Origin of the sequence: Abyssicoccus albus, assembly GCF_003815035.1 — a bacterium.
GTDB lineage: Bacteria > Bacillota > Bacilli > Staphylococcales > Abyssicoccaceae > Abyssicoccus > Abyssicoccus albus.
Genome location: NZ_RKRK01000002.1, coordinates 355,573 through 380,161 on the forward strand (window position 1 = coordinate 355,573; position 24,589 = coordinate 380,161).

The 24,589-nt window shown below is 33.8% G+C and carries 22 protein-coding genes, 1 pseudogene and 1 other annotated feature; of the genes and pseudogenes, 21 read left to right on the forward strand and 2 right to left on the reverse strand.

Features of this window, described 5'->3' with window-relative positions:
• Nucleotides 1-46: 46 nt before the first annotated feature.
• The 19 genes and pseudogenes from EDD62_RS01770 (at nt 47) to pheT (ending at nt 21,769) form a co-directional block, all read left to right on the forward strand.
• Complete coding sequence (locus tag EDD62_RS01770; protein WP_123807303.1) at nt 47-754, forward strand: response regulator transcription factor; 708 nt, start codon at nt 47-49, stop codon at nt 752-754.
• Nucleotides 751-2,517: a two-component system histidine kinase PnpS gene (gene pnpS / locus EDD62_RS01775; protein WP_123807304.1), complete on the forward strand. Its 1,767-nt coding sequence runs from the start codon at nt 751-753 to the stop codon at nt 2,515-2,517. The genes EDD62_RS01770 and pnpS overlap by 4 nt, the downstream gene beginning before the upstream one ends.
• A complete protein-coding gene (gene polA, locus EDD62_RS01780; RefSeq protein ID WP_123807305.1) occupies nt 2,507-5,164 on the forward strand; it encodes a DNA polymerase I in 2,658 nt (885 codons plus the stop codon). The genes pnpS and polA overlap by 11 nt, the downstream gene beginning before the upstream one ends.
• A 13-nt stretch (nt 5,165-5,177) precedes the next feature.
• The gene (gene mutM, locus EDD62_RS01785) at nt 5,178-6,047 is read left to right on the forward strand and encodes a bifunctional DNA-formamidopyrimidine glycosylase/DNA-(apurinic or apyrimidinic site) lyase (protein WP_123807306.1); all 870 of its coding nucleotides are present in this window, start codon (nt 5,178-5,180) and stop codon (nt 6,045-6,047) included.
• Nucleotides 6,048-6,052: 5 nt separating this feature from the next.
• Nucleotides 6,053-6,643 (forward strand): dephospho-CoA kinase, encoded by a 591-nt coding sequence (coaE, locus tag EDD62_RS01790; RefSeq protein WP_083705874.1) that lies wholly within the window; start codon nt 6,053-6,055, stop codon nt 6,641-6,643.
• Between the two features lie 91 nt (nt 6,644-6,734).
• Nucleotides 6,735-7,739 (forward strand): glyceraldehyde-3-phosphate dehydrogenase, encoded by a 1,005-nt coding sequence (locus tag EDD62_RS01795; RefSeq protein WP_123807307.1) that lies wholly within the window; start codon nt 6,735-6,737, stop codon nt 7,737-7,739.
• A 179-nt stretch (nt 7,740-7,918) separates the two neighbouring features.
• Nucleotides 7,919-8,386 carry a transcriptional regulator NrdR gene (gene nrdR, locus EDD62_RS01800; RefSeq protein ID WP_123807308.1) on the forward strand — a complete coding sequence of 156 codons (468 nt, stop codon included), beginning with the start codon at nt 7,919-7,921 and terminating at the stop codon, nt 8,384-8,386.
• 4 nt (nt 8,387-8,390) lie between these two features.
• Nucleotides 8,391-9,821, forward strand: coding sequence for a replication initiation and membrane attachment family protein (locus EDD62_RS01805; RefSeq protein ID WP_123807309.1), 1,431 nt, complete (start codon nt 8,391-8,393; stop codon nt 9,819-9,821).
• A complete protein-coding gene (gene dnaI / locus EDD62_RS01810) occupies nt 9,818-10,744 on the forward strand; it encodes a primosomal protein DnaI (protein ID WP_077140544.1) in 927 nt (308 codons plus the stop codon). Before EDD62_RS01805 ends, dnaI begins: the two co-directional genes overlap by 4 nt.
• A gap of 331 nt (nt 10,745-11,075) precedes the next feature.
• On the forward strand, nt 11,076-13,004 hold the full coding sequence (gene thrS, locus EDD62_RS01815) for a threonine--tRNA ligase (RefSeq protein ID WP_123807310.1): 1,929 nt from the start codon (nt 11,076-11,078) through the stop codon (nt 13,002-13,004).
• Between the two features lie 46 nt (nt 13,005-13,050).
• Nucleotides 13,051-13,167 (forward strand) — a sequence feature (ribosomal protein L20 leader region).
• Between the two features lie 36 nt (nt 13,168-13,203).
• On the forward strand, nt 13,204-13,731 hold the full coding sequence (infC, locus tag EDD62_RS01820) for a translation initiation factor IF-3 (RefSeq protein ID WP_077140542.1): 528 nt from the start codon (nt 13,204-13,206) through the stop codon (nt 13,729-13,731).
• Between the two features lie 25 nt (nt 13,732-13,756).
• On the forward strand, nt 13,757-13,957 hold the full coding sequence (gene rpmI / locus EDD62_RS01825) for a 50S ribosomal protein L35 (protein WP_077140541.1): 201 nt from the start codon (nt 13,757-13,759) through the stop codon (nt 13,955-13,957).
• A 27-nt stretch (nt 13,958-13,984) separates the two neighbouring features.
• Entirely contained in the window at nt 13,985-14,344 is a 360-nt protein-coding gene (gene rplT / locus EDD62_RS01830; RefSeq protein WP_077140540.1) for a 50S ribosomal protein L20, read from the forward strand.
• 110 nt (nt 14,345-14,454) lie between these two features.
• Entirely contained in the window at nt 14,455-14,595 is a 141-nt protein-coding gene (locus EDD62_RS09155) for a bacterioferritin-associated ferredoxin (RefSeq protein WP_170152742.1), read from the forward strand.
• A 180-nt stretch (nt 14,596-14,775) separates the two neighbouring features.
• Nucleotides 14,776-15,855, forward strand: coding sequence for a M42 family metallopeptidase (locus tag EDD62_RS01835; RefSeq protein ID WP_123807311.1), 1,080 nt, complete (start codon nt 14,776-14,778; stop codon nt 15,853-15,855).
• Between the two features lie 512 nt (nt 15,856-16,367).
• On the forward strand, nt 16,368-17,015 hold the full coding sequence (locus EDD62_RS01840; protein ID WP_123807312.1) for an aspartate/glutamate racemase family protein: 648 nt from the start codon (nt 16,368-16,370) through the stop codon (nt 17,013-17,015).
• A 92-nt stretch (nt 17,016-17,107) separates the two neighbouring features.
• Nucleotides 17,108-17,884 (forward strand): TrmH family RNA methyltransferase, encoded by a 777-nt coding sequence (locus EDD62_RS01845; RefSeq protein ID WP_077140538.1) that lies wholly within the window; start codon nt 17,108-17,110, stop codon nt 17,882-17,884.
• A 499-nt stretch (nt 17,885-18,383) separates the two neighbouring features.
• Nucleotides 18,384-19,367 (forward strand): annotated as a pseudogene (gene pheS / locus EDD62_RS01850) (phenylalanine--tRNA ligase subunit alpha); the annotation flags it as partial.
• Nucleotides 19,367-21,769, forward strand: a complete 2,403-nt coding sequence (gene pheT / locus EDD62_RS01855) for a phenylalanine--tRNA ligase subunit beta (protein ID WP_123807313.1) — start codon at nt 19,367-19,369, stop codon at nt 21,767-21,769. The pseudogene pheS and the gene pheT, both read left to right, overlap by 1 nt.
• 286 nt (nt 21,770-22,055) lie before the next feature.
• Here the strand turns inward: pheT and EDD62_RS01860 are convergent, their stop codons facing one another.
• Together EDD62_RS01860 and rnhC are read right to left on the reverse strand one after the other, a co-directional pair.
• Entirely contained in the window at nt 22,056-22,553 is a 498-nt protein-coding gene (locus EDD62_RS01860) for a DUF805 domain-containing protein (RefSeq protein WP_123807314.1), read from the reverse strand.
• A 73-nt stretch (nt 22,554-22,626) separates the two neighbouring features.
• Nucleotides 22,627-23,580, reverse strand: coding sequence for a ribonuclease HIII (rnhC, locus tag EDD62_RS01865; protein ID WP_123807315.1), 954 nt, complete (start codon nt 23,578-23,580; stop codon nt 22,627-22,629).
• A 112-nt stretch (nt 23,581-23,692) separates the two neighbouring features.
• Between rnhC and zapA the strand changes: the two genes are divergently transcribed.
• Nucleotides 23,693-23,947, forward strand: coding sequence for a cell division protein ZapA (zapA, locus tag EDD62_RS01870; protein ID WP_077140533.1), 255 nt, complete (start codon nt 23,693-23,695; stop codon nt 23,945-23,947).
• Nucleotides 23,948-23,959: 12 nt separating this feature from the next.
• Entirely contained in the window at nt 23,960-24,517 is a 558-nt protein-coding gene (locus EDD62_RS01875; protein WP_123807316.1) for a CvpA family protein, read from the forward strand.
• Nucleotides 24,518-24,589: the final 72 nt, after the last annotated feature.

Sequence of the window (24,589 nt, forward strand, 5' to 3'; positions counted from 1 at the left end):
TGGTATGATAGACTTACTAGTGAAATTATAGGATGGTGTTCAATAGATGAATCATAAGATTTTAGTTGTCGATGACGAAGAGAGTATTTCAACATTACTTAAATATAATTTAATACAAGCAGGTTACGAAGTGGTAACAGCATTTGATGGTGAAGAAGCTTTAAATGTTGTGAAACAGGAGAATCCATCACTCATTGTGTTAGATATTATGCTCCCGAAAATTGATGGAGTAGAAGTATGTAGAACAATTCGTGAACAACGTAATCAAGTACCAATTTTAATGTTAACGGCGAAAGATGATGAGTTTGATAAAGTATTAGGATTAGAACTTGGTGCCGACGATTATATGACGAAACCATTCTCTCCTAGAGAAGTTGTAGCGCGTGTTAAAGCAATATTAAGACGTGTTACATTTAATTCGACTTCAGATCAAGAAGTCAATGATGCCAAAGAAATTACAGTAGCGAATTTGAAAATATACCCGGATTTCTTTGAAGTATATAGAGAAGGACATTTATTAGATTTAACACCTAAAGAATTTGAGTTATTACTTTATTTAATTGAACGTCAAGGTCGTGTCATTACAAGAGAGAATATGTTGAATTCAGTATGGAACTATGAATTTGCTGGAGATTCTAGAATTGTCGACGTCCATATTTCACACTTGAGAGAGAAAATTGAAGAAAATCCTAAAAAACCACAAATCATCAAAACAGTTCGTGGTTTAGGATATAAAATGGAGATTCCGAGATGATCACATTTCGTAATAACTTATTGATACTACTTACAACAATTCTTGTTGTAAGTTTTATTTTACTTGGACTGGTACTTGGTAATACGATGAGTGATGCTTTAATCAAAAGTTCAAAAAAAACGCTTAAGTCTGAGATGATGGCAACGAACGAAATCATTATCCATAATAAAAATGATAAAGAAAAACTAAAAGAAAAACTTCAAACATTACATAGTGATCTAAACATGACTGTTCAAGTCATGAGTGGCAGTACAGTCATATATGAATCGTTATCTAAAGATAATATGAAAAAACATCAAAATACAATTAAGGAGTATGAAAAACGAGCTGAAGATAAACCGTATGACTATCATTATTACATTAGTGTAAAAGATAATATGCAACTTATGGCTTATAAAGGTGAACAAGATCAGATTATTACATTGTATAAACCGTTCACTACTCCTTTTGAATTTATGAAACAAATGTGGCTTTATTTATGTCTAATCTTAATCATTGTGCTACCGATTATATATATTTTCGTTCGATATATAAATAGAAGGTATGTGAAACCAATTAAAGAAGTATCTTCTGCAAGTAAGATGCTGAGTGAAGGGAATTATAAAGTGAGGGTTGCTGAAAGCAATGTTGTTGAGACAAATGAACTATACTCTACAATTAATGAACTTGCGAGAACACTTCAAACATTAAATAATGAACAAAAAATACAACGTAATCGATTAGAGACGACTTTGAGTAATATTCCATTAGCTATTTTGATGATTAACAAATATGATGAAGTTGTCATTGCGAACGATACGTACTTGAACTTATTTAATAAAGATCAAACGATCATAAAGAAAAGATATCAAGATGTTATTGACAATACACTCGTGATGAATATGGTAACGCAAGCAATGAACAATGAAGTGACCGTCTACCGGAATGTCCCGATTCAAATGGGCGTTTATACAAAACATTTTGAAATCACAGCGGTACCAGTATTAAGTCCAAACAAGAAAAAAATCCAAGGTGTTGTTCTCGTTGAACATGACATTACGCAACTTATCCATCTTGAACAAATGAGGCGAGATTTTGTTGCGAATGTCAGTCATGAACTTAAAACACCAATTACTTCTATCAAAGGTTTTACAGAAACATTACTCGATGGTGCCAAAGATGATCCATTGCTATTACAAGACTTTCTAACAATTATAGAAAAGGAAAGTCATCGTATACAAAGTTTAGTCGAAGAACTATTAGAATTATCCAAAATTGAACAATCATCCAATGTTGATCTAAGTCATGTTGATGTCGTAGATACGTTAGAGCAAGTCATTGAAATGTTATCACTGACTGCATTAGAAAAAAATATTAATATCGAACTCACATCACCATCTTCAATGACTGTGATTGCAGAAGCATCTAAATTGAAACAAGTATTTATCAATATTATTTCAAATGCAATCAATTATACTGAGGTTGATCCACAGGACAAAAATAAAGATATATATATTACTGTTGAACCATCTGAGGGTGATGTTTATATTCATATAAAGGATCATGGTATCGGTATTCCAGAAAGTGATCAAAGTCGTATTTTTGAACGGTTCTATCGAGTTGATAAAGCACGAAGTAGACAATCAGGAGGCACTGGTTTGGGCCTTGCGATTGTTAAGCACATTGTGGAAGTGTTTGGTGGAGAAATTACTTTTGTATCTAAGCCGAATGAAGGATCTACGTTTACAGTTAAATTATTAGGAGGTCAACAACATGTCGAATAAGTTATTATTAGTAGATGGTAACAGTCTTTTATTTAGATCATTTCATGGGATAGCGTTATTAACAAATTCTAAAGGAATGTATACGAATGCTATTTTTGGATTTACGCGTGTTTTAAACAAACTGATTGAAAAGCAGCAACCGACACATATACTGGTTGCATTTGATGCGGGTAAGACGACATTTAGACATAGTACATACGAAGCGTATAAAGGCGGTCGTTCAAAGACTCCTTCTGAATTAAAAGAACAATTTGTGCCAATGAGGAATTTGTTAGATGCGTATAAGATTAAATGGTATGAACTACCGAACTATGAAGCGGATGATATCATTGGGACTTTATCGTCTGAAGCAGACCGTCAAGGGATTGAGACGATCATTTTGACAGGCGATCGTGATTTAACTCAACTCGTGTCTGAACATGTCACTGTATTTTATACAACGAATAAAAAAGGACAAGACTTTGAGGAATATACGATTCCTTTCATGCAAGAGAAATATGAACTAACACCTAAACAAATTATTGATATGAAAGGACTCATGGGAGATAAAAGTGATAACATCCCAGGTGTCCCAAAAATAGGTGAAAAGACAGCGATTAAGCTTCTTAAAGAATATGAATCTGTTGAAAATTTGTATGAACACATCGATGAATTAAAACAGAGTAAGATGAAAGATAATTTAATAGAGTACAAAGAAGATGCATTAATGAGTAAAGCTCTTGCGACAATTGAAACAAATGCACCGATTGATGTATCGATTAAAGATGCGGTATGGGATAAAGATTTCGACCGTTCAGCATTGGTTGAAATGTATAAAACGTTAGAATTTAAATCATTGTTAAAGGATGAAACGTTTTCAACGAGTCCATTAACTGCAGCAGCTGAAGACAAAGGTTATGAAGATTCGTATAATACAAATGTCAATTCGTTAAATTTTGATAAATTAAAAGAAGATTCTCCATTATATATTTATATAGAACATATTGAAGATCGATATATTCACAAGTCACCTCTTGCAATTGCATTAAGCGATGGTGAACAAGTCGTAATTACAAAATTTGAGCATATTCGTCAGCATGATGAATTATGTTCACTATTAAAAGATGAATCCATTGAAAAGTATGTTTATGATGCGAAAAAAGTTTATGTGATGTTCGAACAACATGATGTTACGGTGAAAAATATTACGATGGATGCAATGCTCGGTGGTTTTTTACTTGACCCTTCTGTTAAAGTTGAAGGGATGTCTCAGCTACTACATCAATTACAGTTAGTCACAATACCGAGTGAGGATGAGTTTTACGGTAAAGGAAAATCTCGTACAGTGCCTGATCAGGACGTATTAAATCAATACATTTCGCAAAAAATAAATGCATTAATGGAATGTATCCCGACAGTCGTCGATAAACTCAATGAACAGCAACAATTAGAGTTATTAAAAGAGTTAGAACTTCCTTTATCGAAAGTTCTAGCTAGTATGGAAGTCCGTGGAATACATGTTGATGTCAATACGCTACATTCAATGCAATCTGAAATACAGCATAGAATTGATGATATTAAGGATGAAATATATAGTTTAGCTGGCGAGGAATTTAATATTAATTCAGTGAAAGAATTAGGCGTAATCTTATTTGAGAAATTAGAACTCCCAGTGATCAAAAAAACAAAGACTGGCTATTCAACAGCAGCTGATGTATTGACAAAATTAGAAGATAAGCACGACATTGTTAAACATATATTGAATTATCGAATATTATCTAAACTTCAATCGACATATGTTGAAGGTCTTCAAAACGAAATATATGAAGATGGTAAGATTCATACTCGATTTAATCAAACGTTAGCACAAACTGGACGGTTATCTAGTTTAGATCCTAACCTACAAAACATACCAATCCGATTAGAAGAAGGACGCTTAATTCGAAAAGCATTTAAGCCTTTTAATGACGATTATGTTCTTGTTGCCTTGGATTATTCACAAATTGAATTAAGGGTGCTGGCACATATTACACAAGATGAACATTTGATTGAAACATTTAATAATGGAGGAGATATTCACACTGAAACAGCACGAAAAGTATTTAATTTAGCGGATGATACAGAAGTGGATAGTAATTTAAGAAGGCAAGCAAAGGCTGTTAACTTTGGAATCGTATACGGTATTAGTGATTATGGTTTGAGTGAAAACTTAAACATTCCTAGAAAGCAAGCAAAAACATTCATCGATAATTATTTGAAAGTATATCCAAATATACAAAAGTATATGGATCAAGTGATTCTAGATGCGAAGCGCAATGGATATGTGGAAACATTATTAAATAGACGCCGTTATATTCCTGAAATTAACAGTCGAAATTTCCATCAGCGTAGCTTTGCAGAGCGAACTGCGATGAACACACCGATACAAGGAACTGCTGCAGACATTATTAAAATGGCAATGGTTAAATATGATGCACAAGATTTTGAAGACAGATATAGTGCGTACTTATTGTTACAAATACATGATGAACTTATATTCGAAGTGCATCGTGACGATGTTGAAGCGTTTTATCAAGATGTAAAGCAGCTCATGGAGAATGCCTATCCTTTAGATGTCCCTCTGCTTGTAGATGGTTCATACGGGGAATCATGGTATGACACGAAATAAAGGAGTTAAATAAATGCCAGAATTACCAGAAGTGCAACTCGTCGTCGATGATTTGAAAACGATCGAAGGGTATACGATTGAATCAATCTCATTATCAGATCGAATTAAATTGAGTCATCGTCAAGGGAAGATGGCAGTCGTTAAACATGAAAATCTTCAACAGTTTGAACAATCATTAATCGGACAAAAAATTAATACGATTGAGCGACGTGGAAAATATATTGTGATGCAACTGACGAACCCTATTAATGATAAAGTAGTTATTGCGCATTTAGGGATGAGTGGTCGTTTTGAAATAAATACAAATCGAGTATCATCAATTCCTCATACGCATACAACATTTGAATTAAATTATGAGACGAAAACAGTGTACTTACATTATATTGACCCGAGACGATTCGGTGAGTTAAGAGTGCTAGATCATATCAATGAGTTCAAACCATTTCAACAGATGGCACCAGAGCCGTTTGGCATTGAAGGGGAAGCGTATTTTATTGATCGATTTAAGCAATTTAAACTCAATCGATCAACGATTTCAATCAAGCAGTTTATAATGGATGCAGAAAATGTTGTCGGTTGTGGAAATATTTATGCAAATGAAGCATTGTTCATTTGCCGTATACATCCACTTCGAAAAGTACATGTGTTGACTGAACGTAAAATGCGTGAACTTTATAAAGAAATCGTAAAACTATTTATTAAAAGTATCGAACGAGGAGGCTCATCGATTCATAGTTATGTCCACATGGATGGTGAAATCGGTTCAATGCAAGATGAATTTTTAATTTATCAAAAAAAGTTATGTCCTATATGTCAGAAAAAAGTGACGTCACGTCGTATTAATCAGCGAAATTCATTTTATTGTACAAATTGTCAGAAGTAAGGAGAATGAGTATGTTAATAGGATTGACTGGTGGTATTGCTACAGGTAAATCAACAGCCGCTAAACTGTTTGAACAGCATGGAATACCCGTTGTAGATGCTGATGTTGTGAGTAGACAAATGGTAGAGAAAGGCTCAGAGGGTTTACGAAAAATTGTTAATCATTTTGGTAAAACAATTTTAAATGAAGATGGGACATTAAATAGAAAAAAACTAGGTGAATTGATTTTTAATGACTCCTCATTGAGACAACAATTAAATCATATACTTCATCCATTAATTCGAGAAGAGATGAATAGGCAGACAACGCATCTATTGAAGACGAATCAACACGTCATTCAAGATATTCCATTATTGTTTGAAAACAAACTAGAACAACATTTTGACCTAGTCATTGTTGTTTATATTGATCAACAAGAACAGATTAAACGATTACAGCAAAGAGATGATATCTCTTATGAGGCGGCCTTATCTAAAGTAAAGTCTCAAGCACCTATAGAAGATAAGAAAGCATTAGCAGGTATTGTATTAAAAAATCATGGAACGATTGATGCGCTTGAAGAACAAGTAAAAGAAACAATCCAAAATCATTTCTAAAACGAATCTAAAAAAATACTAGAAAACGCTTTCAGATAAAAATATTTATGTTATAATATATTAGAAATTATTGATATTGGGGGATATTTTTATGACGAAGATTGCGATTAATGGTTTAGGACGTATTGGTAGAATGGTGTTAAGAGCTGCTGCATTGAGAAATGAATTAGATATTGTAGCGATTAATGCGAGTTATCCAGTAGAGACGTTAGTACACTTAATTAAATATGACACAACGCATGGAAAGTTTGATGGAGAAGTGTCTGTTGAATCAGAGGATACAATTAATGTGAATGGCCAATCAATCAAAATCACAAACGATCGTGTACCAGCAAACTTACCTTGGAAGTCTATGGGTATTGATTTAGTTATTGAAGCAACTGGTAAATTTAATTATCCTGAGAAAGCACAAGGTCATATCGATGCGGGTGCGAAGAAAGTATTACTTACAGCGCCTGGTAAAGGTGGCGTTCATACGATTGTTATGGGTGTCAATGATGATCAATTAGACGTTAAAACACATGATGTAATTAGTAATGCAAGTTGTACGACAAACTGTTTAGCGCCTGTAGCAAAAGTATTAAATGATAAATTTGGTATAGAGAATGGTTTAATGACAACGGTACATGCATTTACGAATGATCAAAAAAATATCGACAATCCGCATAAAGATTTACGTAGAGCACGTTCATGTTCAGAAAGTATTATTCCAACATCTACAGGAGCGGCGAAAGCATTATCACTTGTTATCCCTGAATTAGAAGGTAAGTTACACGGAATGGCATTGCGTGTACCAACGACGAATGTATCGCTAGTAGATTTAGTTGTTGACTTGAAGAAAGATGTAACGGTTGAAGAAGTGAATAATGCATTTATTGAAGCAAGTAAAAATGAATTAAAAGGAATATTAGCAACATCAGATGAGCCATTAGTATCTAAAGATTTTAATACAAATCCAAATTCAGCAGTTATTGATACGTTAACGACAATGGTGATGGATGATAATAAAGTAAAAGTGCTTGCATGGTATGATAATGAGTGGGGTTATTCTAACCGTGTCGTTGATTTAGCATTAAAGATTGGGAAAGAGATTTAATTAATTTTTAAGAGATTCAATTAAATGATGTGATTTAAAATATAAATTCAAGAAGTGTAGATTGGAGTTTTCTAATCTACACTTCTTTCTCTTTTCACACGTTCATATTTTCTTTAATATACGAATTGATTATACTTTTGCTATAATGGGGATAATATAAAAGTTGTGTGGTGATCAAAATGAAATGTCCAGCCTGTAGTCATCAAAATATAAGAGTCATCGAAACAAGACAGTCAGATGATGGTACTGCGATTAGAAGACGACGTGAATGCGATAAATGTAAATATCGTTTCACATCTTTTGAGCGAATTGAAATGGCGCCGTTAATGGTAGTTAAGAAGAATGGAAATCGAGAGATGTTTAGCCAAGATAAGTTATTAAATGGATTGATTAGAGCGTGTGAAAAGCGTCCGATTGAGTATAATACATTACTCAATCTAACGAAGGAAGTAGAACAACAAATTCGCGAACGAAATGAACATGAGATTCCTTCCGAAGAAGTCGGAGAGATGGTGATGAAAAGATTGATGGATATTGATGATGTAGCTTATGTAAGATTTGCAAGTGTATATAAAGAATTTAAAGATATCAATCAATTGATTGATTCGATTTCTCAACTCATTCCAAATCCAAAAGAAGGACGATGAACTGATGCATTTTACTGAAATGAATCCACACGATGAATTCAATGTATCAATTTCATATTATCCATCAATCATGACACATGATATTTTACATGCATTGTATGTACCCATCGTTGGGTATGATTCTGTTGCACTGTATGAATATATGATGAGATTTCAATCTAGACCAAGTCAATTTCAAAACCATTATATCTTTATGAAAGAATTGAATATGCCGCTGAGAGTATTCGAACAAACACGGCATAAACTAGAAGCAATCGGTCTAATAAAGACATTTGTTAATACGATTGATGAATTGAACATTTTTGAATACGAATTAGTTAAACCGATGTCACCAAATGAATATTTTAATGATCCGATGATGAATGTATTTTTGTATAAAACGGTTGAGAAAGATCGTTACTTAGAATTAAGGCAACAATTTGTAAAATCACATACGATTCATTCTGATTTTAAAGAAGTGACTAAGCGCTATGAAGAAGTGTTTGACCATAAACTAAATCATCAAATGGATGAATCGGTGAATGATCCCTCGACTGTTCAGTTCGTTAAAGATAATGAATCTGGAGGGATACCGAGTGAACCGTCATTTGATTTTGAATTATTCCAAACCTTATTAAGAAATAATTATATAGACTTAGATTCATTTACGACAGAAACAAAGCAATTAATTGAGCAACTATCCAACTTGTATTCCATTAGTCCGAATCATATGAAAGGCATATTGTTGGATTCTTTAAATGGTGATAAATCAATTAATCACAAATTGTTAGCGCAACGCGCAAGAAATTTTTATCAAATTGAACATAATGGTCAGCTACCAAACATTAAGTTGAAAGATCAGCAACAAGATTTATCTAATCAAGCACACCAAATCGATGAACGAGCTCAAAATGAATCTCAATCATCTAAAGCTCAATGGTTTGAGTTGCAAGATAAAACACCACCCATTGAACGTTTCTATATGGTTAGTGGGGGGAAAGTGACAGAAGAAGATAAAAAGTTAATCGAACGGATTACTCAAGAAACCGAATTGCCATACGGTGTTGCCAATATATTAATCGAATATGTGTATCAATTAAAAGATAAGACGTTACCACAAAAATTTACGATTCAAATTGCAGCGCAGTGGGCTAGAGAAGGTTTGAAAAATGCCCAACAAGCAATGGATTATGCGAAGTCATATCAGCAAAGACAAAAGCAAAAACAATTTGATCAGCAAAATCGATTTAAAACAAAAGGTGTCACGCCAGAATGGTTAGAACGTGAGCGTCAACATAATCAACAGACAAAAGGTAATTTTTCATCGACTGACAATGGACATAAAAATGACCAATCAAGTGGTTCGTCAGAACATGAACAAGATGAAGAAACGAAACAAAGTATCGAAGCGTTCCAGAAGATTTTAAAACAATATAAAGAAGGAGGTAAAAAATGAGGTCGATTAATGATATCACCGGTAAAATACCTAACTTACAAGCTCAAGTTCAAAAAGTGAAAGAAGAAACATTCAACCATCCTGAAGTCATTCAATTGATTAAGGACAATCCTTCAATTCCAAATGAATTATGGGAACAAAATATACCGGTACTTCAAGAATATATCCATCAGTCCAAGCAATGTGAACGTTGTAATTGTCTTGATGAATGCATAAATTATACTAAAGGGATGGCGCCAGTCCTTCATTTAGAAGAACACGATATTACAATTTCATATAAACCTTGTGATAGCCAATTAGCAGCAAGAGAACAACAAAAACTATCAAGTTTAATTCAAAGTCATCATATTTCAAAAGATATTTTAAGTGCAAACTTTGACAGTCTTCAATTTAATTCAAAAAAGAAGGCAGCAATCGCAGCTAAAGCGGTTCAAATTGCGATGGGCTTAGAGCATGGTGAAACACCGAAAGGGTTATATATTCATGGCCCATTTGGAAGAGGGAAGTCATACATTCTTGGTGCAACTGCCAATGAATTAAAGTCCAAGCATATTCCATCTGTTCTCGTGTATTGGCCAGAATTCATTAGAGAACTTAAAGCAAGTATTAAAAAAGGGACGACCGAAGATAAAGTCCAAGCGATGAAAAACGCAAGAGTCTTGATGATTGATGATTTAGGCGCTGAAGACTTAAGTGAGTGGACTCGTGATGAGATACTCGGTGCAATTTTACATTATAGAATGATTAACGAAATGCCTACATTTATATCATCCAATTTAACAATTGATGAGTTAAGACAATACTTATCAACGGTGAAATCGAAAGTCGACACATTAAAAGCGGATCGGATTATAGAGAGAATATTGACATTAATGGAACCAGTCGAAATCGATGGTGATAATTTGCGCAATAAAAGTTTATGATGGTTACAATGGTTAGTGTGTTAATTATTTTAAATGGCATCCAAATCTATTGCATCATCAAATTTTCATGGTATACTTAATTTAATCGAATATACGGACAACTTTGACAATGGATTGTATAGATTATTGATAATCTAAGAGAGTAGCTATTTGCTGGGAATGCTATATATAATCGTGTGATTGACTACCGTATATCTATTATATATATGATGAATGAGATAATATGCAGAAAGTATATTAACTAGGGTGGTACCGCGAAGAACATTCGCCCCTTTTTGGGGAGAGTGTTCTTTTTTATTTATTATATAATTATATTAATGGAGGGATAACGATGAGTGAAATAAAAATTAAGTTCCCAGATGGTAACGAGAAGGTATTTGAACAAGGTGTTACAACTGAAGAGATTGCTGCATCTATTTCATCAAGTCTCAAAAAGCAAGCATTAGCAGGTAAGTTTAACGGGCAATTGGTTGATTTAACACGTCCGCTAAATCAAGATGGCGCGATTGAAATTATTACGAAGAAGAGTGACGAAGCGCTTGAAATTTTACGCCATTCTACAGCGCATTTAATGGCACAGGCGCTTAAACGTTTATATCCTGACGTATTATTCGGTGTTGGTCCAGCCATAGAAGAAGGATTCTATTACGATGTAGATACTGAATCGACAATCAATGATGAAGACTTAGCTAAGATAGAGAAAGAAATGAAGAAAATTATTTCTGAAAATCATAAGATTGAAAGACAAGTTCTTTCTGTTGATGAAGCTAAATCATTGTTTGAACATGATCCATATAAATTGGAATTAATTGATGCAATTGGTGATGAAGAAGAAGTGACTGTCTATCGCCAAGGTGAATTCGTTGACTTATGTCGTGGGATCCATGTGCCTTCAACGTCTAAGTTAAAGTCATTTAAGTTGCTTTCGGTGGCTGGAGCTTATTGGCGTGGTGATAGTAACAATAAGATGTTACAACGTATTTATGGTACTGCATTTTTCAATGACGATGATCTTAAAGCACACCTTCAATTGTTAGAAGAGCGTAAAGAACGTGATCACCGTAGAATCGGTAAAGATATGGATTTATTTACAAATTCACAATTAATCGGTTCAGGGTTGCCATTATGGCTTCCAAATGGCGCGACAATCCGTCGTGAAATAGAGCGTTATATCGTTGATAAAGAAATAAGCATGGGGTACGATCATGTGTATACACCAGTACTCGGTAGTCGTGGACTATATGAAACAAGTGGACATTGGGCACACTATTCGGATGATATCTTCCCACCAATGGAATTAGATAATGAAACATTTGTGCTAAGACCGATGAACTGTCCACACCACATGATGATTTATAAGAATAAGAGACATTCATATAGAGAATTACCGATTCGTATCGCAGAACTTGGTACAATGCATCGATATGAAGCAAGCGGTGCGGTTAGTGGATTGCAACGTGTTCGTGGAATGACGTTAAATGATGCTCATATCTTTGTAAGACCTGATCAAATTAAAGAAGAATTTATGAATACTGTTCAATTGGTCATTGATGTTTATAAGGATTTCAATATAACAGATTATAACTTCAGATTAAGTTATAGAGATCCATCTGATAAAGAGAAATATTTTGATGATGATGAAATGTGGGAAAAAGCACAACAAATGTTAAAAGATGCAGTCGATGAAATGGAATTAGATTACGTTGAAGCAGAAGGGGAAGCAGCATTCTATGGTCCAAAGCTTGATGTCCAAGTGAAAACAGCACTCGGTAAAGAAGAAACATTATCGACTGTTCAATTAGACTTCTTACTTCCAGAACGATTCGATTTAACGTATATAGACTCTAATAATGAAGAAGTTAGACCTGTCGTTATTCATCGTGGCGTTGTATCAACAATGGAACGATTCGTGGCATTCTTAACAGAAGAATATAAAGGCGCTTTCCCGACATGGTTAGCACCAGAACAAGTCAGAATTATTCCAGTTTCAATTGAGCATCACTTCGATTATAGTAAACAGTTGATGGATGAATTGAAGTCACAAGGGATTCGAGTGACAATCGACGATCGTAATGAAAAGATGGGTTACAAAATAAGAGAAGCTCAAATGAGTAAAGTACCATATCAGCTTGTTATCGGGGATAAAGAAGTTGAAGAAATGCAAGTTAACGTGCGTAAATATGGTGAAGAAGCACAAAACACTGTAGAGAGAGATGACTTTATTTGGAACTTAGTCGATGAGATCAGACTCAAAAAATAATTTGACTCACTAATATATACGTGGTATAGTTAATAACGTTGAATAAAAGAACAAGAAGAGGCGCCCGCTTCTCACCTTACGACGCATTAAGCAGTTATAAGGTTTATACGTGAAGTATTATGAGTGAACGGGTGTATATGTATGCCCGTTCACTTTTGTTTTGCCTAAATCTTTCTTTTATTAAACTTAAATTTAGGAGGTGTTACCCATAGCTAAAGACACAACAATAATTAACGACAAGATCAGATCAAATGAAGTACGATTAATCGCACAAGATGGGGATCAACTTGGTGTTAAAAGTACAAAAGAAGCATTAGAGATGGCTGAGCGTGTCAATTTAGACTTAGTATTAGTTGCACCTAAAGCAAAACCGCCTGTTGCGCGTATTATGGATTATGGTAAATACAAATACGAACAACAAAAGAAAGAGAAAGAAGCTCGTAAAAAGCAAAAAGTGATTAATGTTAAAGAAATTCGCTTAAGCCCAACGATCGAAGAGCATGACTTCAATACGAAGTTAAATCATGCACGTAAGTTCTTATCGAAAGAAGACAAAGTAAAAGTGTCTATTCGTTTTAGAGGACGTGCGATTACGCATAAAGAAATCGGACAAAAGGTATTAGAAGATTTCGCTAAAGAATGTCAAGATGTTGCAACGGTTGAACAAAAACCGAAAATGGAAGGACGTTCAATGTTCTTAATGTTAGCACCAATTCAAGAGAAGTAATTCAATTATTTAGGAGGAAATTATTATGCCAAAGATGAAAACTCACCGTGGATCAGCAAAACGTTTTAAACGTACATCATCAGGTAAATTAAAACGTTCTAGAGCATTCACATCTCACTTATTCGCCAACAAATCAACGAAACAAAAACGTAAGCTTAGAAAAGCTTCATTAGTGTCTAAAAGCGATATGAAACGTATCAAACAAATGTTAACTTACGTAAAATAAATAGTAGATATTTAAGGAGGAATTATTATGCCACGAGTAAAAGGTGGAACAGTTACAAGACGTCGTCGTAAACGTACGTTGAAACTTGCTAAAGGTTATTTCGGTTCAAAGAGTAAATTATACAAAGTAGCTAAACAACAGGTTATTAAATCAGGTCAATATGCATACCGTGACCGTCGTCAAAAGAAACGTGAATTCCGTAAATTATGGATTACACGTATTAATGCGGCAGCTCGTCAAGAAGGGTTAAGCTATTCTAAATTAATGAATGGTTTAAAACTTGCGGGTATTGATATTAACCGTAAAATGTTATCAGAAATTGCGATTTCTGACCAAAAAGCATTTGCTGAAATTGCGCAACAAGCAAAAGACGCATTAGCTAAATAGTCGTATTTAATTTTTAACTTCTATGTTTATTATAAACATAGAAGTTTTTTTTATTTAACAGAAAATACATACATTTCAGGTTGTGATTTATTTGGTGCCGGTCAAGTTTTATGAATCACATTAAAATCAAAGGTATTGAAGTATATAACGGTATCAATAAAGTCTACAAAAAAATTTGGCTGATGATGACACAATATTGTGGTTGCAATGGTATAACGAAAGGCACGATTGTAAATGGCATTAACAATTAAGGATTGAAGAGGGTTAAAGAAGTCACTGAGCAAGAACATTAGAAGAGCTTGAGTCACTCTCTAGAGTAAATATTCAGAAGAAAAGCTTATATTTGATAAGAATGACGTAAACGTTCACATTATTGTTTAATTGTATTGTATGGTATAATTAAAATAATCTGATTATTAGGAGGAATACATATGGATAAAGAATTACAATTATTAAAAGACTTAACAGATGCTCATGGTGTCAGTGGTTATGAGCATGATGTAAAGAAAGTACTTCAGAGCTATTTAGAACCTAATAGTGATGAACTGATTCATGATAAATTAGGTGGTATATTCGGTAAGAAAAATGCTACAAATGGTTCTAAAACAATTCTGATTGGTGGTCACTTAGATGAAGTAGGATTCATGGTGACAGATATTACAAAAGAAGGTTTCTTAAAGTTTACACCAATAGGTGGTTGGTGGAGTCAAGTGATGTTGAGTCAACGTATGAATGTTATTACAGAACAAGGTGTATTAACAGGTATCATCGGAAGTAAACCACCTCATGTATTGACACCTGAAGACCGTAAAAAAACGGTTGAAATCAAAGATATGTTTATCGATATCGGTGTAAAAGATAAAGAAGAAGCTGAATCATTTGGAGTTCAAATTGGTGATCAAATTACACCATATATGGAATTCACTGAAATGGCGAATAAAAATTATTTACTTGCTAAAGCGTGGGACAACCGTTTTGGATGTGCTGTAGCATCTCAAGTATTAGCAGAATTAAACGGTGAAGATGTCAATGTAAACGTAGCAAGTGGTGCGACTGTTCAAGAAGAAGTTGGTCTACGAGGCGCTAAAACAGCCGCTGCAAAAGTAAAGCCAGATTTAGCAATTGCAGTAGACGTAGGACTTGCGTTGGATACGCCTGATATGCCGAAAAACGAAGGTGAAGGTAATTTAGGAGATGGACCGTTGTTGTTATTATTAGATGCGACAAATATCGGACACGTTGGGTTTAGAAAGCACGTTCAGAAAGTGATTAAAGATAAAGGTTTACCAGTACAACTTGCAATGGTAACTAAAGGCGGAACGGATTCAGGATCATTCCATGTTGCGAATGAAGGTGTACCGTCGTTATCTATAGGCGTACCGTTAAGATATATGCACTCTAATGCATCAATTATGCATCGTGAAGATTTCCAAAATACGGTGAAATTAATTGTTGAAATTGTGAAGTCATTAGATGACGAAGCGGTTGATTCAATTATTTATGGGAAGTAATTGAATCAATAAAATTTAAATCATTAAACGATAATGTTTAATTCATAGTACAAATATCCACCAGAATAATTTCATTCGGTGGATATTTTCTAATTTAAATCATTATAATCAATCAATAATTTATATATTATTTTCAAATAAATAATATAACTAATCACTTATATTAAAGGATTACAATTTGAAGGATGTTGCCTCTATGAGAAAAACATTATTGCTATTATCTATATTAAACTTAATTTATTTATATATTTGTTTGAATTATAGCCATATACATAATTACTTTTTATTATCAACCTTTATTCCTTTATTTTTTAATTTACTATTTTTAATGCTAGGAGCCTACACATTATCAATTGAATCAGACAAAAAAAGTGATAAGATTATAAGTATTTTAATTTTAATTGTAAATATAGTTCCAATCATTTTAATGAGCTCAGTTTTTCTATTTCTATAAATGATATATAAATTGAACTATATAATTTGAACATATTATTTTAAAGGATGATTAATTAATGAATATCAATATCGGTGTGATGGCTGGGACACCAATCGATACGAAATTTGGTGTTGAAATCGTAAAACCGTATGCAAGACATATTGTCTCTCTTCCTGTTTCTCAAAATCCAGAGGAACAAACACGGTTCCAAACGATGGATTCAGTGTTAAGGGAGGAAAAAATTAAAGAAATGATTCACAATACGATGCCGATGGATTGTTTAGTCGTATATTGTAATTCACTCTCTAGTGTTATTGACTTTGAATCATTATCGAAAGTATTTAATATCCCAATCATAACACCACTAGATTTCTACACTGAAATCTCATCACAATATCAAAGATTTGGCGTATTCAGTGCAAATGCCCAAGGTAGTGCGGGTGTGGAGAAGTATTTGTTAGTAAACAATCGCGATGCAAAAATTTTTTCAGTTGCTAATTTGAATTGGGTTAATGCGATAGAAGAAGGTGTAACAGCTGAAAAGATATACAATGAATTTGGATTGAAAGAAAGTATTCAATTATTAGAAACAATTGGAGCTCAAAGTATTGTATTAGGATGTACTCACTTCCCATATTTTAAATCGTATATTGAGCAACAGACTGAATTAATCGTGTTAAGTCCGGATGATTATATTAAAAATAAATTGATACATATAAAATAGTTTAGTCGCATGAATGCCCATTATAAATATAGTACAATGATATAAAGTATAAGGAAGTTTACTCTTCTAATCAAAAGTATGGAGTGTACACAATGGATTTAATTCAATCAAGTCAAAATCAAAAAATTAAAGATGTAGTTAAACTTCATCAGCGTAAACATCGCTACAAAGAGCGTAAGTTTCTCATCGAAGGGGATCATTTAATCAGTGAAGCGATTGCTGCAAATATTCATATTGATTCGATATTTATTGACGAAAACATTCACGTTGAAGCGTCTTATTTAGACGAGTTAAATAAGTATTGCAATCACTGTTACTCTATTTCTAAAGAAGTGGCATCTGCCTTAAGTACAACAGAAACGACTCAAGGAATCTTTGCCGTTTGTGAGATGCAAGAGTCTAACGATGCAATTGATTTAAAAGGGTTAAATAAAATTATTTATTTAGACAGAATTCAAGATCCTGGGAACCTTGGAACGATTATAAGAACTGCAGATGCGTGTGGGTTAGATGCAGTTGTATTGAGTGAGGGGACAGTTGATGTATATAACGATAAGGTTATACGCTCTACACAAGGAAGTTTATTTCATATTCCAATCTTGATTGAATCATTTGAGTCTGTTTGTGAACATTTTGAAGGACATATATATGGTACAGCGTTGGATGATGATGCATTAGACTATCGACAAGTCGAACCTCGGCAATCGTTCATGCTCATTGTCGGTAATGAAGGACGTGGTGTTCATCCTGATATTCTATGTTCAACTGATGATAATGTTTATATTCCTATACGTGGTGAAGTTGAGAGTTTAAATGTAAGTATAGCGAGTGGCATTTTGATGTATCATTTAAGCCGATTTGATGGATAATATAATTCTGTGATGTAGATTGAATAATTCATATTTCGTGATATAATGAAGTTAATAATGTGACTAGTCATCGTATTTGTATTGTGAGTATGATTTGTTACGACGACAATTAAATATCTAGATTTAAGAAGAGAATATATTGAAAGATTAAGCAATAGGAAGCTGAAACCTTGACTGAAAGTTTTAGCCTTAATAAATATATTTGTTCACCTTATTATGTATCTAGACGAGTTGCGATCGTGATTTGCAATTTAAGTGTATATTAATTAAGTATTAAGTATTTGATCATTAATATAAATTTGGGTGGTACCACGGAAACTTCTTTCGTCCCAGTTGGGATGAAGGGAGTTTTTTGTTTTATTGAGTAATTTGAAAGCATGAAAATGAAATTAAATTTAATGATAATAATAGGAGTGATCATATGTCATTGTTGGATGAATTAAAAGATTTACAGCAAGAAGCGACTGAATTAATCGCACAAAGTGAAACGTCTAAAGATTTACAAGATGTAAAAGTGAAATTCCTTGGAAAGAAAGGGCCTATTTCGCAATTAATGAAGCAGATGAAAGATTTACCAAATGAAGAGAAGCCACAGTTCGGTAAGGAAGTGAATATTGCGCGTCAAAATATTCAGTCACAAATTGATGATCGTCAAGTTGAGATAGAAGAGAAGGAATTAAATGCTCAATTAGCAGCTGAAACAATAGATATTACAATGCCCGCAAATATACCGACTCAAGGTAATGTTCATCCGCTCACAAAAATTGTGAATGAAATTGAAGATGTATTTATTGGGTTAGGTTATAGCATTGTTGAAGGTCGTGAAGTTGAGAGCGATTATTATAACTTTGAGGCGTTGAACTTACCAAAAACACATCCTGCACGTGATATGCAAGATAGTTTTTATATCAGTGAGGAAATTTTACTTAGAACCCATACATCTCCAGTCCAAGCTAGAACGATGGAGCGATATGGTGGACAAGGTCCGGTAAAAATTATTTGTCCGGGAAAAGTATATCGACGAGATGCTGATGATGCGACACATTCACATCAATTTAACCAAATTGAAGGATTAGTGATTGATAAAAATATTACAATGGCAGACTTGAAAGGAACGCTTCAATATTTTGCAAAGCGTATTTTCGGTGAAGAGCGTGAGATTAGATTACGCCCAAGTTATTTCCCATTTACTGAACCGAGTGTAGAGGTAGACATCTCTTGTTTTAAATGTGGTGGCATAGGTTGTAACGTATGTAAAGGCATAGGTTGGATTGAAATTCTAGGTGCAGGATTAGTGCATCCTAACGTATTAGAAATGGGTGGTTTCGACCCAGAAGTGTATAGTGGATTTGCATTCGGTATGGGTCCAGACCGTATTGCGATGTTGAAATATGGCATTGAAGACATTAGACATTTATACACGAATGATTTAAGGTTTAATACGCAATTTAGCACATTAGAAGATGATGGGAGTGAATCATAATGAAAATCAGTCAAGAATGGTTAAATGAATATATTGACGTAGAACAGATTGATATTGACGAACTTAGCGAATCTATCACACGTGCAGGTATTGAAGTGGATGACATGATTTCATATAATCAAGAAATTACTAAACTTGTCGTTGGTTATGTTGAATCTATAGAGAAACATCCAGAAGCAGATAAATTAAATATTTGCCAAGTGAACGTTGGTGAAGAGACTGTACAAATTGTATGCGGTGCACCGAATATAGACAAAGGACAATATGTCATTGTGAGTCGTGTTGGAGGACGTTTGCCTGGTGGTATGAAAATTAAGAGAGCAAAATTACGTGGTCAAGTGTCTGAAGGTATGATCTGTTCTTTACAAGAGATTGGGATTCCATCAAACGTTGTGCCTAAACAATACGAAGAAGGGATTTATATCTTTAAAGAAGAAGTTACACCAGGGACAGATGCATTAACTGCATTACACTTAAATGATCATGTGATGGAATTTGATTTAACTCCGAATAGAAGTGATGCACTCAGCGTAATCGGTACGGCATATGAAGTCGCTACATTATATGATCAACATGTGCAGTTACCTGACGATTCATTTGATGAGTCTTCAGATAACAATGAGTTAACAATCGAAATTGAAGATACTAAGCTTTCTCCATACTATTCAGCACGAATCGTTCGTAATATTGAAGTGAAAGATAGTCCATTATGGATGCAATCACGATTAATGAAAGCGGGCATTAGACCGATCAATAATATCGTTGATATTTCTAATTATGTAATGCTTGAATACGGTCAACCATTGCATATGTTCGACTTAGATAAAGTAGCTTCGAATCGAATTTTAGTTCGACAGGCGAAAGAAAATGAAGAAATTACAACATTAGATGGACAACTCCGTACGCTAAGATTAGAAGACATTGTCATTACAGATGGTCAAAAGCCGATTGCTTTAGCAGGTGTAATGGGTGGACTTGATACAGAAGTCTCAGAAACAACTAAAAACATAATCATCGAATCGGCTAAATTTGACCCGACACAAGTACGTAAGACGAGTAATCATTTTAATTTAAGATCTGATTCTAGTCTTCGATTCGAAAAAGATAGTGCAGAGCAATATATCGTGAAAGCATTAAACCGTGCAGCACATTTGGCGACACAACTTGCAAATGGGGAAGTATCAAAAGGTATTCGAGATGCTGGCGAATTAAATATGAATCCAACAGAGGTGGTTGTTTCTTCTCAATATATTAATGACAGACTTGGTCTTGAATTGTCTACGGATGAAATCATCCATACATTAAGTAAATTAGGCTTTGATATTCATGCGAATGGTGACAAAATCACAGTATTTGTTCCAACAAGACGTAATGATATTACGATGAAAGCAGATATTTTAGAAGAAGTGGCAAGAATTTATGGATATGATGCACTCCCAGCGACATTACCAGATACTGTTTCTTCTTCAGGCGGAGGTTTATCAAGTCGTCAGAAGAAAATTAGACAGATTAAATCATCATTACAAGGTATCGGATACGTCGAGACGATTAACTATGCATTAACGGACGAAGCACACTTACAACAATTCAATGGAGAATCACAACGCCAAGTGAAACTTCTCATGCCAATGAGTCAAGAACGAAGTGTGTTAAGACAAAGTCTAATCCCACATTTAATTCAAAATGTTCAACATAATAATGCACGTCAAATGCAAGATGTGAAATTATATGAATGCGGCACTGTATTCTTTTCACAAGGCAATTCAGATACATTACCAGTAGAAGTAGAATATTTATCAATGATACTGACTGGAGTCAATCACAGTGAACATTTCAGTAGAACGCGCCAAGCGGTAAACTTCTATGACGCTAAAGGCGCAACAGAGACCATTGCGAAGTTGTTTAACGTGGAATTTAAGTATATCAGATCAACAGTTGACGGAATGCATCCAGGTCAAAGTGCAGATGTGTATTATGGTGAACAATATCTAGGTTTCGTCGGAAGATTACACCCAACAGTTGAGAAAAAATATGATTTGAAAGAAACATATGTAGCGGAATTGAACTTAACGAAATTATTGGAAATTGTCATTGGTTCAGTGAAATATGAACCACTAGCTAAATTTCCTTCAGTACGAAGAGATTTGGCGATTGAAATGAATCGAGATGAAGAAATTCAAAATGTATTGGATAAGATTGAACAAGCGAAGACGAAGTATTTAAAAGATGTGTTAATTTTTGATGTGTATCAAGGAGAACATATTGATGAAACGCTGCAATCAGTATCCATTGCATTGACATTTATTAATAAGGAAGAAACTTTAACAGAAGAAGCGATTCAACATGATTATCAATCGATTATCGATCAGTTGAATGAAGCGGGTTATAAGTTAAGAGGTTAGAAATAAAAACAGAAAACCAATATTTGGTTTTCTGTTTTTTTATTAAGACTTCAGAATGAGTTGTGAGTGTTAAAACTGTAGTTTGAAGAAGGAGTAAGGCTACAGTTTTATTAGTGAAGTATTAATTGTTAAATAGAGTATGGTTGTATTGAAATGATGATTTTCAGTAAACAGAGATTTATAATAAGAACAAGAAGTATGATTGTTTTCAATATTTTATTTAAAGAGATTTTAATTATAAAAAATCTAGCAAAATATTCATTGATTTTGCTAGATTTAATTTGATTTATTCTGTATATTGAACCAATTGATACGTACCACCATCACCATAATTGTTAGGTTTTTCATCTCCACGTTTAGCTAAAATAAATATCGTATAAAGTAATAACAAGAAAGCTACAGCGACAGATACAAGTCCAATAATAAAAATAAGACCAAATAACATTGAACCCGTTGATGCTGCAAGTAATACAATCATAATTACCATAATGACAGCAACTGTTGTAGCAACTAAACCACTAAAATAGTTCAAGACGGCTAATAGCATAGTATGGTTTGTATCATGTAGTCTTCTTGTCATCAATGTAAATGATGGGATAATAATTGCCAATGCAAAGATAGAACTAATTGTTCCTGCTGAAATAATACCTAATAGCGTAGTGAGTACAAAATTGATCCAATAAGGATGCCAAAATTCTCTACGTGATGCTCTTCCATGAATATTAAGGGCATTTGTCCAAAAAGCTTTGTAACAATCAATAGCTGTTAGTGGTGGCTGTTGCATTAATATCCTTCTTGAAATAACAATTTACAACATTATTATACAACAATAGATATTAATTACAAATAACAAAAGATTATTTATTCCTCTTTTTCTTCCCAATCAAATTCAACGCTTTCTGACGATTTTTAAAGTCTTTCTTAGTCACTTTGTCTAACACATCTACACCATATTTTTCAATCCATCGTGCTGCGATGATATCTACTTTTGGTGCTGCGCCTTTAGGGACTTCCATATGATATTGAGCTTTCAAATCATCCATCGCTTGGACGAATCGACTCCGTGCTATAATACTTGCTGCTGCGATTGCGATAGCTTTCGATTCGCCTTTCGTTTCAAAGTGAGTAATTTCTGGATAAATTAATGATTGATTATACCTCGTATACGTTTCCTTTTTTGCAAATTGATCGATGACGATACAGTCTACTGTTGTAGGGTCGATTTTGTTTGTTAGTGATTCAATCGCCGCTTGATGATATTTCGCTTTCATCTTAACTTGTGACCAATTTTTTTCTTTTAACGTATTGTACTTTGGATTATCGATTGTATAGAGTGTATACGGTACAATCTGTATGATTTGTTGTGCAATGTTTTTTATTTCATAATCCTTTAATGCTTTAGAGTCTTTCACACCAATGGTTTTAAGTAGTTGAACTTTGTCTTTCGGTACGTAGGCAGCACATACCGTCATTGGGCCGAAATAATCTCCGCTACCTGCTTCATCACTACCAATTGTATTGTATTGATCATACTGTATATGCTGTTTAATAGTGGGTGAGTCTTTTTGATCTGCTTTGGTTTGTGCATATATCGTAGGGAAGATGGATTTCGGGAATAATTTATTGATAACGTGTTGTGCATTTTGACCTTGAATCATAAATTTATTTGAAGTATAGAGTGTCAAAGTACAGCCGTTAATTTTCGTTTGGAAGTGTGTATGTGGTGGTGTCGTTGTTGTCACACCAAGTTGATTAATCAGTGCTTTGATTTCGTTTACTTCTGATGTTGTTAATTTGAATACGTGTGTCATAGATGTTCCTTTCAAACAGTTGTAATTGTAGTTGTATGCTTTATAATAGAAATGATAACATAAACATATGATGTCCATCATATTCAGTGATGTAGAAGAAGGGGGATGTGTCATGGTTGATAAGCGAAAAATAAAAGTCACTATAAATGATCAACAATATATAATTGTATCAGATGATGAACCACAACATGTGAGACATGTGGCTCAAATCGTCGATGATCGATTCCGTGACATTTCTAACAAAACGACTGGATTAGACACAAATAAGAAGGCCATATTAACAGCGATAAATATCGCAAATGATTACGTAAAGTTGCAAGAACAATATGACGCATTGGTTGAATCACAAGGCGATGGCAATGCATAAAGGACGAGACAGATGGTAGATATTATATTATTATTTATTTTAATTATAGCGATTTTAGTAGGATATAGACGGGGGTTAATGCTTCAAACATTACATTTAATTACAGCAATCGCGTCACTCTTTATCGCGGCGAACTTATATACAAAGTTGAGTGAGAAATTGACAATGTTTGTCCCTTATCCAAGTAATTTTGAAGGTGTTCCAGATGATATGATTGAAGGTCTGGCGAATGAGGCGGCATTTTATAATATCGTTGCTTTTTTATTTATTTTTATAGTGAGTAAATTGATTTTACAAGTGATTGCTTCATTTTTTGATTTTTTTGCACAAATTGATGTCACAGGGAGAATTGGACGAATTATTGGGTGCGTATTAGCGGTCATTGAGTTTCATATTATTGTTGTATGCTGGCTTTATTTATTAATATTAATGCCGATCCCGATGGTACAAGATAAAATAGCAGGTTCATTTGTTGCTCAGATGATGATTACGAAGTCACCGATAATTACACAGATGTTATATCATTGGTTAGAACATAATGTGTTTGAGTTCATATCAATAATTTTCTAAAATGAACATTCTCATTGATGTGAGAATGTTTTTATTTATTTTAGTATCCATATTGTTTTAAAATAAAGGAGT

Bases quoted from the DNA above. Each gene is read 5' to 3' on its own strand.
- pnpS (WP_123807304.1), top strand. From the start codon at position 751: ATGATCACATTTCGTAATAACTTATTGATACTACTTACAACAATTCTT.
- coaE (WP_083705874.1), top strand. From the start codon at position 6,053: ATGAGTATGTTAATAGGATTGACTGGTGGTATTGCTACAGGTAAATCA.
- EDD62_RS01875 (WP_123807316.1), top strand. From the start codon at position 23,960: ATGGTAGATATTATATTATTATTTATTTTAATTATAGCGATTTTAGTA.
- EDD62_RS01845 (WP_077140538.1), top strand. From the start codon at position 17,108: ATGGATTTAATTCAATCAAGTCAAAATCAAAAAATTAAAGATGTAGTT.
- rplT (WP_077140540.1), top strand. From the start codon at position 13,985: ATGCCACGAGTAAAAGGTGGAACAGTTACAAGACGTCGTCGTAAACGT.
- thrS (WP_123807310.1), top strand. From the start codon at position 11,076: ATGAGTGAAATAAAAATTAAGTTCCCAGATGGTAACGAGAAGGTATTT.
- zapA (WP_077140533.1), top strand. From the start codon at position 23,693: ATGGTTGATAAGCGAAAAATAAAAGTCACTATAAATGATCAACAATAT.
- polA (WP_123807305.1), top strand. From the start codon at position 2,507: ATGTCGAATAAGTTATTATTAGTAGATGGTAACAGTCTTTTATTTAGA.
- EDD62_RS01835 (WP_123807311.1), top strand. From the start codon at position 14,776: ATGGATAAAGAATTACAATTATTAAAAGACTTAACAGATGCTCATGGT.
- mutM (WP_123807306.1), top strand. From the start codon at position 5,178: ATGCCAGAATTACCAGAAGTGCAACTCGTCGTCGATGATTTGAAAACG.
- EDD62_RS09155 (WP_170152742.1), top strand. From the start codon at position 14,455: ATGAATCACATTAAAATCAAAGGTATTGAAGTATATAACGGTATCAAT.
- EDD62_RS01770 (WP_123807303.1), top strand. From the start codon at position 47: ATGAATCATAAGATTTTAGTTGTCGATGACGAAGAGAGTATTTCAACA.
- pheT (WP_123807313.1), top strand. From the start codon at position 19,367: ATGAAAATCAGTCAAGAATGGTTAAATGAATATATTGACGTAGAACAG.
- EDD62_RS01840 (WP_123807312.1), top strand. From the start codon at position 16,368: ATGAATATCAATATCGGTGTGATGGCTGGGACACCAATCGATACGAAA.
- nrdR (WP_123807308.1), top strand. From the start codon at position 7,919: ATGAAATGTCCAGCCTGTAGTCATCAAAATATAAGAGTCATCGAAACA.
- dnaI (WP_077140544.1), top strand. From the start codon at position 9,818: ATGAGGTCGATTAATGATATCACCGGTAAAATACCTAACTTACAAGCT.
- EDD62_RS01860 (WP_123807314.1), bottom strand. From the start codon at position 22,553: ATGCAACAGCCACCACTAACAGCTATTGATTGTTACAAAGCTTTTTGG.
- rnhC (WP_123807315.1), bottom strand. From the start codon at position 23,580: ATGACACACGTATTCAAATTAACAACATCAGAAGTAAACGAAATCAAA.
- EDD62_RS01805 (WP_123807309.1), top strand. From the start codon at position 8,391: ATGCATTTTACTGAAATGAATCCACACGATGAATTCAATGTATCAATT.
- rpmI (WP_077140541.1), top strand. From the start codon at position 13,757: ATGCCAAAGATGAAAACTCACCGTGGATCAGCAAAACGTTTTAAACGT.
- EDD62_RS01795 (WP_123807307.1), top strand. From the start codon at position 6,735: ATGACGAAGATTGCGATTAATGGTTTAGGACGTATTGGTAGAATGGTG.